Annotated in this window: 10 protein-coding genes and 5 pseudogenes; 8 read left to right on the forward strand and 7 right to left on the reverse strand. The window is 38.9% G+C overall.

Annotated elements, in window-relative coordinates:
* The coding region (locus OZ002_RS12595) for an IS6 family transposase (RefSeq protein WP_325083440.1) at positions 1 to 463 on the forward strand (463 nt) is incomplete at its 5' end.
* A 56-nt stretch (positions 464 to 519) separates the two neighbouring features.
* Positions 520 to 1139 (forward strand): annotated as a pseudogene (locus OZ002_RS12600) (hydantoinase/oxoprolinase N-terminal domain-containing protein); the annotation flags it as partial.
* A gap of 47 nt (positions 1140 to 1186) precedes the next feature.
* Here the strand turns inward: OZ002_RS12600 and OZ002_RS12605 are convergent.
* From OZ002_RS12605 to OZ002_RS12625, 5 genes and pseudogenes are all read right to left on the reverse strand, one after another.
* A pseudogene (locus OZ002_RS12605) lies at positions 1187 to 1306 on the reverse strand (DUF3788 family protein); the annotation flags it as partial.
* 136 nt (positions 1307 to 1442) lie between these two features.
* Positions 1443 to 2462, reverse strand: a complete 1020-nt coding sequence (locus OZ002_RS12610) for a LacI family DNA-binding transcriptional regulator (RefSeq protein ID WP_002316718.1) — start codon at positions 2460 to 2462, stop codon at positions 1443 to 1445.
* Positions 2463 to 2530: 68 nt separating this feature from the next.
* Complete coding sequence (locus OZ002_RS12615; RefSeq protein WP_002316717.1) at positions 2531 to 3565, reverse strand: aldose epimerase family protein; 1035 nt, start codon at positions 3563 to 3565, stop codon at positions 2531 to 2533.
* Positions 3558 to 4223: a beta-phosphoglucomutase gene (gene pgmB / locus OZ002_RS12620; protein WP_002316716.1), complete on the reverse strand. Its 666-nt coding sequence runs from the start codon at positions 4221 to 4223 to the stop codon at positions 3558 to 3560. The genes OZ002_RS12615 and pgmB overlap by 8 nt, the downstream gene beginning before the upstream one ends.
* Positions 4216 to 6510 carry a glycoside hydrolase family 65 protein gene (locus OZ002_RS12625; protein ID WP_174131342.1) on the reverse strand — a complete coding sequence of 765 codons (2295 nt, stop codon included), beginning with the start codon at positions 6508 to 6510 and terminating at the stop codon, positions 4216 to 4218. Before OZ002_RS12625 ends, pgmB begins: the two co-directional genes overlap by 8 nt.
* A gap of 280 nt (positions 6511 to 6790) precedes the next feature.
* Between OZ002_RS12625 and OZ002_RS12630 the strand changes: the two genes are divergently transcribed.
* Together OZ002_RS12630 and OZ002_RS12635 are read left to right on the forward strand one after the other, a co-directional pair.
* Positions 6791 to 8953, forward strand: coding sequence for a PTS transporter subunit IIBC (locus tag OZ002_RS12630; RefSeq protein WP_272016952.1), 2163 nt, complete (start codon positions 6791 to 6793; stop codon positions 8951 to 8953).
* 212 nt (positions 8954 to 9165) lie between these two features.
* On the forward strand, positions 9166 to 9990 hold the full coding sequence (locus OZ002_RS12635; RefSeq protein WP_002332312.1) for an endonuclease/exonuclease/phosphatase family protein: 825 nt from the start codon (positions 9166 to 9168) through the stop codon (positions 9988 to 9990).
* 321 nt (positions 9991 to 10311) lie between these two features.
* Here the strand turns inward: OZ002_RS12635 and OZ002_RS12645 are convergent.
* Positions 10312 to 10569 (reverse strand): annotated as a pseudogene (locus OZ002_RS12645) (hypothetical protein); the annotation flags it as partial.
* Here OZ002_RS12645 and OZ002_RS12650 point away from each other — a divergent pair.
* From OZ002_RS12650 to OZ002_RS12660, 3 genes and pseudogenes are all read left to right on the forward strand, one after another.
* Positions 10556 to 11176, forward strand: a pseudogene (locus tag OZ002_RS12650) (sensor histidine kinase); the annotation flags it as partial. The pseudogenes OZ002_RS12645 and OZ002_RS12650 overlap by 14 nt on opposite strands.
* Before the next feature lie 14 nt (positions 11177 to 11190).
* Entirely contained in the window at positions 11191 to 11397 is a 207-nt protein-coding gene (locus OZ002_RS12655) for a hypothetical protein (RefSeq protein ID WP_002307659.1), read from the forward strand.
* Positions 11398 to 11417: 20 nt separating this feature from the next.
* Positions 11418 to 12014 carry a YdhK family protein gene (locus OZ002_RS12660; protein ID WP_002351732.1) on the forward strand — a complete coding sequence of 199 codons (597 nt, stop codon included), beginning with the start codon at positions 11418 to 11420 and terminating at the stop codon, positions 12012 to 12014.
* 197 nt (positions 12015 to 12211) lie between these two features.
* Here OZ002_RS12660 and OZ002_RS13310 read toward each other — a convergent pair.
* Positions 12212 to 13130 (reverse strand): annotated as a pseudogene (locus OZ002_RS13310) (ISL3 family transposase); the annotation flags it as partial.
* A 72-nt stretch (positions 13131 to 13202) separates the two neighbouring features.
* Between OZ002_RS13310 and OZ002_RS12675 the strand changes: the two are divergent.
* Positions 13203 to 13729, forward strand: a 527-nt coding sequence (locus tag OZ002_RS12675) for an IS6-like element ISS1N family transposase (protein ID WP_061100505.1), incomplete at its 3' end; no start/stop codon positions are given.

Genomic DNA, 13729 nt, shown 5'->3' on the forward strand with positions numbered 1-13729 from the left:
GAAAATGGACGAAACCTATATCAAAATTAAGGGACGTTGGCATTATCTTTATCGTGCAATTGATGCGGACGGCTTAACCTTAGATATCTGGTTACGAAAGAAACGGGATACGCAAGCAGCCTATGCTCTCTTAAAACGACTCCATAAACAGGTTGCTGAGCCGAAAGCAATTGTGACCGATGAAGCACCTTCTCTTGGCTCCGCCTTTAGAAAGTTACAGAGTGTGGGTTTATATACTAAGACAGAGCACCGAACTGTGAAGTATCTTAACAATTTAATAGAACAAGACCATCGACCTATTAAACGACGAAATAAATTTTATCAAAGTCTCCGTACAGCCTCTTCCACGATTAAGGGCATGGAGACCATTCGGGGAATATATAAAAAGAACCGAAGAAATGGAACGCTCTTCGGCTTTTCGGTGTCTACTGAAATCAAGGTATTAATGGGAATAACAGCCTAAGATATTTGGAGTTCAGAGAGGGCGCGTTTGATTTTCAAACTTCGCAACAGAACCATCATTTGAATGGGGTGGCAGCAGGAGTGGTGCAGTCTTTTCAAAACTGTTTACAAGAGAATCAAATCAGTCCAGATGATGTGGTTTTCGTGGCTCACTCGACAACGCAAGCAACGAATGCATTGATTGAAGGAGATGTAGCTAAAGTTTTGGAGTAATCGGCATGTCGAAAGGCGGTCTTGAAGGATTTTTAGCCAAAAGACAAACACGATTGAACGATATTGATCTAGGGAACAAGAAAAAAATCGAAATCGTCAATGCTTTTTTACCAGTAAAACATTTGAATGTGGATCGAGTGGCTGAAACGATCTCTAATTTAGAAAAAGAAAAAGCGGAGGTACTAGTGTCTTCGATGGCCTTTGGGGTAGATAATGGTGAGCCAGAACGTGTTGTTTATGAAGCTGCTTCTTGTAAAGCCATTCCAACAACGATGGCATCTGATATTACTAAATTATATGGATTGACAGACATCGGTACGCCAATCGTCAAACAGCATAATGGTATCAATGAGATCACCTTATATTATGACTTGCCGCTCTTCTTTTATTTCATCATCGGGTTGACCTTCATTGGTTGGCTGATTTTATTCATCATGTTTATTAGAAGTCGGATACATTCATAAAAAAATGAGGTCGAGACAAATCTAAAAATCAGTCTTTCTACAGACGCTCGAATAAACGGCGAGAGCAGAAGCAACTCCTTCGGAAATAAGCCGAAATTCACAAAAATTTGAAAAGCAATTTTCGTTCATTTCTTCTTATTTCTCGGAGTTAAACACTTCTGTCCCAGCTTCTCTCAAATAAACGGTGTCCAAAAGTCAGGCTTTTCGGGAATTTCAAAAAAGAGGTTGAGACAGAAGTAAGAAACACTTTTGTCTCAATCTCATCTTTTGGTTATTCTATCTCTTCATTTCAATTCCTACCAGTTATTGCTTGGGGTTCAGTGGCACAACTGTTTCTCTCTTGATCAAGTGATGAGGGATGACTAGGCGCACGCCGCTACTGATCTCGTTATGGATCAATTCTTGTAATTTTTGCATGGCTACTCGCCCTAATTCGGAAATATCGATATCGATACTTGTGAGATAAGGATGAGTCAGTGTAGAAAAAATCGAATTATTGAAACTGATGATCGATAAGGTTTCTGGAATAAGATAACCGTACATTTGCGCTAATTGCATCGTGCGAAGTGCAAAAATATCATCGATTACCACAAGTGCTGTAGCACCGGCGTTTTTTAAGATAGTGTCAAAGGATAGATAGTCTTCTGCCTTTTCGATCACAACGCTAGGGTGAACATCTAGTCCAGCCATCATCATCGCTTTTTGATACCCGAAATAGCGTTCGAAATAGAGGCTTTCGTGGGTCGTGTTCGTAACGAAAAGAATCTGTTCATGCCCATTTTGGATAAGAAAATCAGTTGCCTGTTTTCCCAATAGCTGGTTGTCGTTATCAACGTAGATGATCTCATTTTCATGCTGATAAGGTTGACCGATCAGAGTGAAGGGAATCTCGTTTTGATACAAATAATCGATGACTGGGTCTTCGCTATCAGAGTACACTAAGATAAAGCCATCGACTTGTTTTTGTAAGTGCATTCTTTGGACATTTTCTAATAAGACATCAAAATTTTTCGCTGTTGCAATGGCTATTGTCATGTCGTGGTGACGTGCTTCTTCATTGATTGCATCCATGATCTCTAAGTAGAAGGGATTACCGATTCGTTCTTTAGAATCAAGTGGCGGCAATATCACGCCGATGGCACTAGAAACCCGTTTACCTAAATTTCTAGCAGTGATATTCGGTACATAGCCAAGTTCATCCATGATTTTTCGGACTTTCTTTTTGGTTGCTTCGGAAATACTTGGATGGTCATTGATGACGCGTGAGACAGTAGAGGTAGCTACTCCCGCTTTTTTTGCAACATCTTTTACCGTAATTGCCATAATTTAAACACCTTTCTTCTAAATAAAAATCTCTTCTTTTCTGAGCTATTCGTAATCAAAACAAGCAACTATTGAGTATTTGCTATCTGTTCATTCGGTAAAATAGTAAACTGATAGGTCGTATGGTTGACCTTTTCTTGACCAGGGTACAAAGCGATCGAACCGAGTTCAGGTAAATGGACTAGATCCGGAAATTCTTGTGGCTCGATGGCTAAACCATAGTTTGAATGCATATGTTTCCCGTTGATCATAAAATCAGCTTCAAAACCAGTCGTAGAAAATAATACCACACTTCTATTTGTTGTTGCTATAGACAACTGGCGTCCAGATTGTTTTTCTGAAAGACACAGCACCTTTTTTGAACGTTTCGGTGTAGTAAGAACAAAAACGTCATCAAGTCCTTCTGGATAAGCGTTGAGAATTTCTTCGATTGTATGTGGTTTCTTGAAATTGATCGGTAAATCCGCTTGAGTGATTTGTTCGCCTGTTGGTAGTTTATCTTCATCTAATACCAATAGACTTTCTGCTTGGACAGCCAGTTCATGTGTATCAATGTCGCGTTTACCATTCCCAGAAAGGTTGAAATAGGCATGATTGGTTGGATTGCAGATCGTCTCGACGGGACTGTTCGTTTTTGTGATCATTTCCAGGCTATTCGCAGTTAGCTGATACGTGATCGTTGCTGTGATAGGACCAGGATAATCGGAAAAAGTGTCTTGTAAATAAAAGACAACGCCGATCGACTGTGGATTTTTGAACACTTCGACATCCCAATATTGGAAAGACCATCCATTTGTTCCTCCGTGGATATGATGGTTGCCAGCGTTTTTTTCAAGTTGATGATTTCCCCATGTAGCATTTCGGATTCTGCCTGCTACGGGACCGACTGTGGCTCCAAAGAAACTTTCATCGGTTAAAACATCTGAAAGTTCATCATAAGAAAGTAAGACGTTTTCTAAATGTCCTTTGTTATCTGGAGCAAAGATTTGGTGAAGTCTAGCGCCATAATTTAGAAGAACGACGGTCAATTCATCGTTCTTCAATGTTATTTTTTTTAATTCAGTGTTGGGGATAGGAGTCACTGAAATAGAAGGTTCAGGCATTTGGCTGCCACGTTTTTTTCAAGTAATCGAAAGTCAATGAAGCTGTATCAGGTACGATTGGAATATCCTCCCCAAGATCTTCTGAACGTCCTACGCCGATAGGTTGCGCACCACTAGCAATGATCGCAGCGATTCCAGCTTTTGAATCCTCGATCCCGATGCAGTCACGAGGGGTCAAACCGATTTCTTTCGCAGCAAGTAGAAAAATATCTGGTTCAGGCTTTCCATTAGCGACTTTTGCCGGATCAGCAATCGCATCAAAGTAGCTTTCTAGACCCATCTTGGCAAGTAGGAAAGGGCCATTTTTGCTTGCAGATGCTAGTGAAATCTTGATATTGTTTGCCCGTAAGTCTTTTAATAATTCTAAAATCCCTGGAAAAACATCTTTTGGTGTGATCGATTGGATCATTTCAAGATAATAATCATTTTTTCTTTTCGCTAATTCGAGAAATTCTGTTTTTGAGAATTGCTCTTCTTTTTTTCCGTGAGCAAGAAGGAGAGTCAGAGAATCTTCTCTGCTTACACCCTTCAATTGTTCGTTGAATGACCGATCTAAGGGAATACCGATCTCATCACCTAGCTTTTTCCAAGCACGGTAATGGAATTCAGCGGTATCTGTAATGACCCCATCTAAGTCGAATAATACACCTTTAAACATTCGCTTCACCTTCTCGTAATGGAATAGTCAAATGATCAGTAAGGACATACGCTTTTTCGTAGACTTCTAGCGGTAATGCTTCGCCAGATAAGAGGTTCAATGTTACCTGTTCATTTGAAACGGCGACAAATAACAAGCGGTCGCGATAATTGATATGGAATGAATAAGCAGACCATGTTTTAGGCAAGAATGGTGCAAATCTTAATTGTTCATGATCTGTCTTCATTTGCGCGAATCCTTGTACGATAGCAAGCCAACTTCCGGTCATTGAAGTGATGTGTAAGCCATCCTCTGTATCATTGTTATAGTTATCTAAATCTAAACGAGCAGTGCGTTGATACATTTCAACGGCTTTATCTTCCATGCCTAGTTCAGCAGCTAAAATAGCATGGATACTAGGAGATAGGGAAGACTCATGGACAGTCATTGGCTCGTAAAAATCAAAGTTGCGTTGTTTTTCTTCTTTTGTAAATGAATCATTGAAGAAGTAGATACCTTGTAAAACGTCTGCTTGTTTAATGAAGCAAGAACGAAGGATCTTGTCCCATGACCAATGCTGATTCAATGGCAATTCACTTGCGGATAGTTCCGCTACTGGTTTGAGATCTTTGTCTAAGAAAGTATCGTGTTGAACAAAAATCCCTAATTCTTCATCTACTGGGAAGTACATATTTTCAGCAATTTCTTGCCAATGTGCCAATTCATCGTCGCTGATTTTAGCAGTGCTCTCTTCTTTGAACTTCAAATAATTTTCTCGCGTGTAACGCAAGACCCAAGCTGCGATCGTATTTGTATACCAATTGTTATTGATGTTGTTTTCATATTCATTTGGTCCAGTCACTCCGTGGATCATGTATTTATTTGCTCGTTTTGAAAAATGGACACGGTCTGCCCAGAAGCGGGCGATTTCTGCTAAAACTTCCAGACCTTCATTTTTCAAATATTCCGTATCACCGGTGTAATTCGTGTAATTGTAGATTGCATAGGCGATTGCACCATTTCGGTGGATCTCCTCGAAAGTGATTTCCCATTCATTGTGGCATTCGACACCTGTGAAAGTGACCATTGGATATAACGCGCCCTTTAGCCCTTGCTGTTGTGCATTATGGATTGCTTGTGGCAATTGGTTATGGCGGTACTTCAAGAGATTCTTAGTGACTTCAGGTTTCGCTAAAGCGAGGTACAGAGGCACTGCATAGGCTTCAGTATCCCAGTAAGTTGCACCACCATATTTTTCGCCAGTGAAGCCTTTTGGTCCAATATTCAAACGTTCATCTTCGCCATAATAAGTAGAAAATAGCTGGAAGAGGTTGAAACGGATTCCTTGTTGTGCTTCATCGTCTCCTTCAATGACTACATCTGCCAATTCCCATCGTTTAGACCAAGCGGCTGTTTGCTCCTCTTTTGCTTGGGGATAGTGAACGTTCAATTCGTTGAATTCTTTAAAGAGATGTGTCGCTTGTTGCGCTTCAGGGATATCTCGGCTTGTGAAAATCAATACTTCTTTGTCGATAAGAAGTGTTTCATTTTCATTTAAGTCAAAGGTGAATGAACCTTCGATTGCTAAGGTGCCCTCTTGGTAGCTTGGCGTATATAATTTTCCATCAACGTAGTGGCGCATCCCAGCGGTCACTGTAAATTGTTCGATCTCAAAATTATTCGGGATCGTTTTAGTCGTTAAGTACGCTATTTCTTCCTTGACGCCATGATCGATGTCATTCCAAAAGTGTTCATCGTAATTGCTGTCTTCGTTTTGGACATTGCCATCTAGCTTAGAAATAACTTTTACAGTTCCATTTCCTTCCAACATTTCAATGGTTAAGCGAATATAAGCGGCTTCATTTTTGACAATACTTAAAAAGCGCTCGAATGAAAGACGAACTTTGTTTGATGGGGTAGTGACTGTATAACTACGTGTCAAAACACCGTTTTTCATGTTTAATTCCCAATAAAAATCTTCAGTAGTAAGTGTAGCTAGATCAATCAGCTGATCATCGATAAAAAGATCCATAGCGATAAAATCGACTGCATTGATTACTTTTCCAAAATATTCAGGATAGCCGTTTTTCCACCAGCCAACACGTGTTTTGTCAGGGTACCAAACACCTGCTAAATAGGTTCCTTGGTGATGATCACCAGAATATGCTTCTTCAAAATTTCCGCGCATACCCATATATCCGTTACCGATACTGGTCAATGATTCTTGCAAGCGTAAATTTTCTTTATCTAATTTATTCGTGCTGATTTTCCAAGGGTCGATCTGAAATAACCGTTTAATTTGTTTCATTGTTCTCCTCCTAGACGTTGTCGTTTATACGTCCATAATAAACGCAACCGATTGCGTAAGTCAACTAGAAAAGTGAAATTAAATTTTGAAGTGGATGAAAAAACAAAACAAAAGCGATTGTATCAATATTTACTACTATAATATGAACAGAAATAATGTATAAAGAACGATTGGGTACTTACAGAAAAAGCATAAAAATACGAAATAAAGCATTTACAAAAAAAGAAATACACACTATAATAACTAACAACGAAACCGATTGCACAAAGGAGACGAGGAAATGAAAAAAATATTTAGCTTTGAGTTTTGGCAAAAATTTGGAAAGGCTTTAATGGTCGTTGTGGCAGTTATGCCAGCGGCAGGTTTGATGATCAGTATCGGTAAATCGATTCCGTTGATCAATCCTGATCTTGCACCTTTAGTTACAACGGGTGGCGTGATCGAAAATATTGGTTGGGCAATTATCGGAAATTTACATCTTTTATTTGCACTAGCGATAGGTGGTAGTTGGGCAAAAGAACGAGCAGGGGGAGCATTCGCTGCGGGGATCTCATTTATATTGATCAATCGGATCACAGGAGCAATTTTTGGTGTGACTAATGAGATGTTGGCAAATGAAGACGCATTTACGCATACCTTGTTTGGCACGAAAATCATGGTTAAAGGGTTCTTTACCAGTGTATTAGAAGCACCAGCACTAAATATGGGGGTATTTGTTGGGATTATTGCAGGGTTCGTTGGGGCGATGGCCTATAATAAATATTACAATTATCGTAAATTACCTGACGCATTATCGTTCTTTAATGGAAAAAGATTTGTTCCTTTTGTAGTTATTTTGTGGTCAACGATTGTTGCATTGATTCTTGCTATTGTATGGCCGAATGTCCAAGCAGGGATCAATAACTTTGGATTGTGGATTGCAGAGTCAAAAGAAAGCGCTCCGATTTTAGCACCATTCCTATATGGTACATTGGAACGTCTATTGTTACCATTTGGCTTACATCACATGTTGACGATCCCAATCAATTATACGCAGCTGGGTGGTACCTATGAGATATTATCTGGTGCGCAAGCGGGAACACAAGTATTTGGACAAGATCCTTTATGGTTAGCGTGGGCGACTGATTTGGTCAACTTGAAAGGCGCCGGCGACATGTCGCAATATGAATTCGTATTGACGAACTGGACACCTGCTCGTTTTAAAGTGGGACAAATGATTGGTTCTTCCGGTATCTTGATGGGATTAGCACTAGCGATGTACCGTAATGTTGATCCAGACAAAAAGTCTAAATATAAATCAATGTATTTTTCAGCAGCACTTGCAGTTTTCTTAACAGGTGTAACCGAACCATTAGAGTTCATGTTCATGTTTGCAGCTGTACCTCTTTACATTGTTTATTCTGTGATCCAAGGGGCAGCTTTTGCAATGGCAGATATTCTACCTTTACGTGTCCATTCATTTGGGAACATTGAACTATTGACACGTACACCATTAGCGATCAAAGCAGGATTAGGTATCGACTTGCTCAATTTTGTTATCTGTGTCATATTATTTGGAGTATTGACGTATTTTGTGGCAAACTTTTTGATCAAAAAATTCAATTATGCTACACCAGGACGTAATGGGAACTATGATAACGACAGTGAAGAAACGCCGTCAGGTTCTGCAACTAATGCAGATCAACAAATCATTAAGATCATCCATTTGTTAGGTGGAAAAGAAAACATCAAGGATGTAGATGCTTGTATGACTCGTTTACGTGTCAGCGTCGAGGATCCTGGGAAAGTCGGTTCAGAAGAAGAATGGAAACGTGCTGGAGCGATGGGCTTGATCGTTAAGGACAAAGGTGTGCAAGCCGTGTATGGACCAAAAGCGGATGTGTTGAAATCGGATATTGAAGATTTACTACAATCAGGCGCTGATATTCCAGAGCCAACAGTTGAGGCAACAAATAAAAATGAGAAGAATGAAGAGAAACATGTTTTAGGTATCGAAAAAGAATTATTCACTGTAGCAACTGGTGAGGTAATTGCTTTAACAGATGTGAATGATCCAGTCTTTTCACAAAAGATGATGGGTGATGGCTTTGCTGTCATTCCTGCCACTGGAGAAGTGACGGCACCACTTTCTGGTAAAATCGTGAGTGTCTTCCCAACCAAGCATGCAATTGGCATGCAAACAGCAGAAGGAGCAGAAGTTTTGATCCATATGGGACTGGATACTGTTCATATGAGCCAGCCAGCGTTTGAGATCTTAGTTTCTGAAGGCCAAGAAGTAGTAGCAGGAACAACGATTGCTCAGATGAATCTAGATGCAATCAAGAACGAAGGGAAAGAAACGACGATCATAGTAGTCTTTACAGATGACAAAGTCAATGGGCTGACCATCAATAAATTAGGAGACACTAAACGAGGAACAGTGATCGGGAAAATAAACTTGTAAAGAATCACAGAAGTTCATGTGTGTATTTCATATCGAAAGAATGTGTTCGATGTGTGTAACTCCTAGAAGTAAGCCGATAATCCCGAAATTGCTTTTCCTATTTCAGGGATTATTGGCTTATTTTTTGAATAAACTACTTTGGGGTCTTTACCTATATGGATCCAGAAGGTGGGAGCAATGTTTCGACCCATCCCATTAAGAAGGAGAATTATATGAAAATAATGACGTTGAATACGCATAGCTGGTTAGAAGAGGAACCACAAGAAAAATTAAAACAGATCGCTCAAAAAATCTGTCATGAACAATATGATGTGATCGCATTGCAAGAAGTCAATCAAACGATGGACGCAAAAGGACTAACCAGTGAGCAGCTGAAGAATTTTAGTCAGGTGCAGGAACAAACGCCTGTCCGCTCGGATAACTTTGCCTATTGCTTGATCCAGCTCTTAGCAGAACAAGGTGAAACTTACTATTGGAGTTGGGAAATGAGTCATATCGGCTATGCTATCTATGAGGAAGGCAATGCGCTTCTTTCCAAACAACCACTAACTAGTCAAACGCACCTAGTCTCCGAAACAAAAGAAAAAGAGGATTACCATACTCGAAAAATATTAGTAGGTCAAACCTCTGTCAAAACACAATGTATTACTGTAGCAAGTTGTCATTTTTCTTGGTGGGCAGATGAAAAAAGCGGATTTGCATTTGAGTGGAAAGAATTAGAAGCAAGTTTAGCGCCTCTTACAACACCACTGTATCTATTAGGGGATTTCAACAATCCTGCTGAAGGCAGCGGGTACGATTTAGTGGCAAAAAGTCAGTTGCCTATTCGTGATGCTTATCCAATCGCGCAAAAAAAACAAGCTGAAGCAACGATCGAAAAGAGAATCGATGGCTGGGAAAACAATAAAGAGGGGCTACGTATTGACTATATTTATGTACCACAAGATTGCTTTGTTACAAGTTATCAACGTATTTTTGACGGGGAAAATGGCCCGATTGTCAGTGATCATTATGGGGTAGCAGTCACGTTGGAGTGAAGAGAAACGAAGGAATATTGTCACAATAAGAATATGGGACAAATCTAAAAACCAGGTTTGCTACAGACTCTCGAATAAACGACGGGAGCAGAAGCAACTCCTTCTTAAATAAGCCGAAATGAACAAAAATTTGAAAAGCAATTTTCGTTCATTTCTTCTTATTTCTCAGAGTTAAACACTTCTGTCCTAACCTCTCTCAAATAAACGACGTCCGAAAGGCAGGTTTTTCGGAAATTTAAAAAAAACGAGCAATACAAAAAATGTATTGTTCGTTTTTTCTCTAATTTCTCATAAACGATTTTTGTCTCGACCTCATTTTTTTTATGAATGTATCCGACTTCTAATAAACATGATGAATAAAATCAGCCAACCAATGAAGGTCAACCCGATGATGAAATAAAAGAAGAGCGGCAAGTCATAATATAAGGTGATCTCATTGATACCATTATGCTGTTTGACGATTGGCGTACCGATGTCTGTCAATCCATATAATTTAGTAACATCAGATGCCATCGTTGTTGGAATGGCTTTACAAGAAGCAGCTTCATAAACAACACGTTCTGGCTCACCATTAGCTACCCTTAAAGGCAATGTGGAAGGAATGATTGACGGAGTCTGGAAAATAACTCCCGAGCGCCTACAATCTTGTTATGATGAAATAGATCGTCTAACTCGTTTAATTGGAAATATAGAAGTAATCAACAAAATTGAAGCAAAATATGATCATTTAAATAAAACTGAGTTTAACATATATAAGTTGATTGAATCCGTTATTGAAAATTTCGCCAGCAAAATTGAGTCAAAAAACCTTCATGTTGAAATCCAAGGGGATAACATCAATATATCTGCAGATAAAGATAAAATGAACCAAGTTGTTATCAATCTTTTGAATAATGCTATTAAATTTACGCAAAAGGAGGGAACCATTAAGTTTTCTATAAGTAAAAATAAAGACCATGTTCTTTTAATTGTTGAAGACAACGGCATCGGTATAGAAAAAGATCAGCAACTTCATATTTTTGATAGATTTTATATGGCTGACCCCTCCAGAAGTAGAGCTTTAGGGGGGCAAGGTATCGGATTAGCTATTGTAAAGAGCGTTATTGAAGCGCATAAAGGTAGTATAACTGTAAAAAGTAAATTGGGTCTAGGAACTAAATTTGTTATAAAGTTACCATTTCAATAAAGGAGGAGAGTTATTTGTTTCAAAAACAGATAAAAATTGCTAAACTAGTATGTGAATGTTGGGCAAAAAAAATATTTTTTCAACTGATTTCGATAGATAGTGTCGAAAAAGTTCATTTAGATATCTTATCAAATTCTGTAGTAATCTTTTCTAAGAAGGACTTATCAATAGCTACAATTAAAAAAGAAGTTTTTGGATTACAAATTTATGAGATGACCTAAATGTGATTAATTAAAGGAGGATGAAGACAGTGAAAAAGATGACAAAATTAGTATTTGCAAGTCTTGGAATTATTGTATTTTTAGGAGCGTGTAGCAATCAAAGTGAATCGAATAATTCTAATAGCACAAACGAGGAATCGACTTCTACAGCGTCTAGTGAAATGAATAGTATGGAGGGAATGAATCACGAAGGTATGGTTCCTTCTTCAATGAAAGATGCTGCGAACCCTAAATTCCCGGTGGGAAGTAATGTTATACTGCTAGGCGATCATATGGAAGGGATGAAAGGTGCAAATGCTCAAGTTGTAGGGGCCTTTGATACTACAATGTATGAAGTAAGCTATGAGCCAAAAACTGGGGGACCAATGGTTAACAATCATCGATGGGTAGTACAAGAAGAGTTAAAAGATACTGAGACTGTAGCAAATGAGGGCGATACTGTTATCTTGAATGCCGATCACATGGATGGGATGATGGGAGCTGAAGCAAAAGTAGATAAATCTATTACAGGAACTGTTTACGTTGTTAATTACACTCCAACCGATGGTCAAGAAGAAGTTAAGAATCATATGTGGGTAACGGAAGATGAGATGGAATATGACGAAAATAATGAGTAATTTTATATACTAAACCAATAAGCTGGTACATGGCCTTCGTATTCTCAACATGAGGAATATGAGCTCTTTGTTAATAAGGACTGATGAGTTGTGCAAAATCAAATCTGGGTCAGAACGAACCTCATTCTGGCTCAGATTTTTGGCTCTTCGACATTTAGTGCTGGTAGAGAGACAACTGAAAATTTAGTCATAACCAGTTAGGCAGAGTGCTTAACTGGTTTTTGTTTTACTTGGAAGATCAAGCCTTGAATGAGATAAATTCTTGCTCGAAAGTTGTGGAAATTTCGATAGCCGTAGGCTACTCGTTTTATCACTTTTATCTTATTATTTGTTCTTTCCAATGCACCATTACTATACCTGGGTTTTAAAGCATATTGAATCCCTAATTTGTATTTATTTAAAAACGTCAGCTTCTTACAAAACCATTGTGGAAGGCATTGATCTAAGCTGTTGATCGTATCGAAAAAACTTTGGTTGTCCTTGTGTTTAAAGTGATAGAGGAGGAGCTGGCAAGTCTCGTAAGCCCTGGTTAATTGCTCGTCGTAACTCAAAAGCTCATCGACCATCGCTTTTTGCGTCATTGGTCTGCGAAAGGATCGATCATATTGATAATCGGAACTATCCAGATCATAGGCATGCGTAAGGAGTAATTTCCAGAATCGCTTCAATCGTCAATACTTTGTCGGTTCCGTTTTTTGAAACCTGTTCATTGTTTTGATTCGCAACTGATTTTAACGTACGAGTGATTTGTTGGACAATGTGAAAGCGATCGGTCACGATTTTGGCGTTTGGGAAGACCGCTTTTACAAGTTCAAAATAAGGGGCATTCATATCCATCACGACGTATTTCACGTTCGCTCGTGCTTTTCTAGTGAATTTAAGGAAATATGGTTTTAAGAAAGCAAGGCGACGATTCTCCAATACACCGATTAATTGCTGGGTCTGCCCATTCATAAAAACAAAACTCATTTTTCCACTGCAGGACTTCATCGATTTGAACTCATCAAAACAAAGGACCGAAGGTAACGTATCAAAACGAGGATGATACGTTTTTAAACAGGTGTGCAGGACACGCAGAACGGTTACGTCAGAGACAAAATAGCGATCGGCAATTTGGTTCTGTTGCAAAGTTTTCCAAAAAATCTATTTTAGTGTAAAATTGAGAAAAAAGACAGAGAGGACAGAGTAATGAATCATTTTAAAGGCAAACAATTCAAAAAAGACGTCATTATTGTCGCTGTTGGTTACTACCTGCGTTACAATCTAAGCTATCGTGAAGTTCAGGAATTGTTATATGATCGTGGAATAAATGTTTGTCATACTACGATTTATCGTTGGGTACAAGAGTACAGCAAAGTCCTCTATTATCTTTGGAAGAAGAAAAATAGACAATCCTTCTATTCATGGAAAATGGACGAAACCTATATCAAAATTAAGGGACGTTGGCATTATCTTTATCGTGCAATTGATGCGGACGGCTTAACCTTAGATATCTGGTTACGAAAGAAACGGGATACGCAAGCAGCCTATGCTTTCTTAAAACGACTCCATAAACAGTTTGGTGAGCCGAAAGCAATTGTGACCGATAAAGCACCTTCTCTTGGCTCCGCCTTTAGAAAGTTACAGAGTGTGGGTTTATATACTAAGACAGAGCACCGAACTGTGAAGTATCTTAACAATTTAATAGAACAAGACCATCGACCTATTAAACGACG

The sequence above is a fragment of the Enterococcus sp. E4-150 genome (assembly GCF_035726465.1).
Taxonomy (GTDB): domain Bacteria; phylum Bacillota; class Bacilli; order Lactobacillales; family Enterococcaceae; genus Enterococcus_B; species Enterococcus_B faecium.

What these genes read in the sequence shown, in the direction of transcription:
- OZ002_RS12610 (WP_002316718.1), bottom strand. Translation starts at nt 2,462, where the DNA reads ATGGCAATTACGGTAAAAGATGTTGCAAAAAAAGCGGGAGTAGCTACC.
- OZ002_RS12615 (WP_002316717.1), bottom strand. Translation starts at nt 3,565, where the DNA reads ATGCCTGAACCTTCTATTTCAGTGACTCCTATCCCCAACACTGAATTA.
- pgmB (WP_002316716.1), bottom strand. Translation starts at nt 4,223, where the DNA reads ATGTTTAAAGGTGTATTATTCGACTTAGATGGGGTCATTACAGATACC.
- OZ002_RS12625 (WP_174131342.1), bottom strand. Translation starts at nt 6,510, where the DNA reads ATGAAACAAATTAAACGGTTATTTCAGATCGACCCTTGGAAAATCAGC.
- OZ002_RS12630 (WP_272016952.1), top strand. Translation starts at nt 6,791, where the DNA reads ATGAAAAAAATATTTAGCTTTGAGTTTTGGCAAAAATTTGGAAAGGCT.
- OZ002_RS12635 (WP_002332312.1), top strand. Translation starts at nt 9,166, where the DNA reads ATGAAAATAATGACGTTGAATACGCATAGCTGGTTAGAAGAGGAACCA.
- OZ002_RS12660 (WP_002351732.1), top strand. Translation starts at nt 11,418, where the DNA reads ATGAAGACAGTGAAAAAGATGACAAAATTAGTATTTGCAAGTCTTGGA.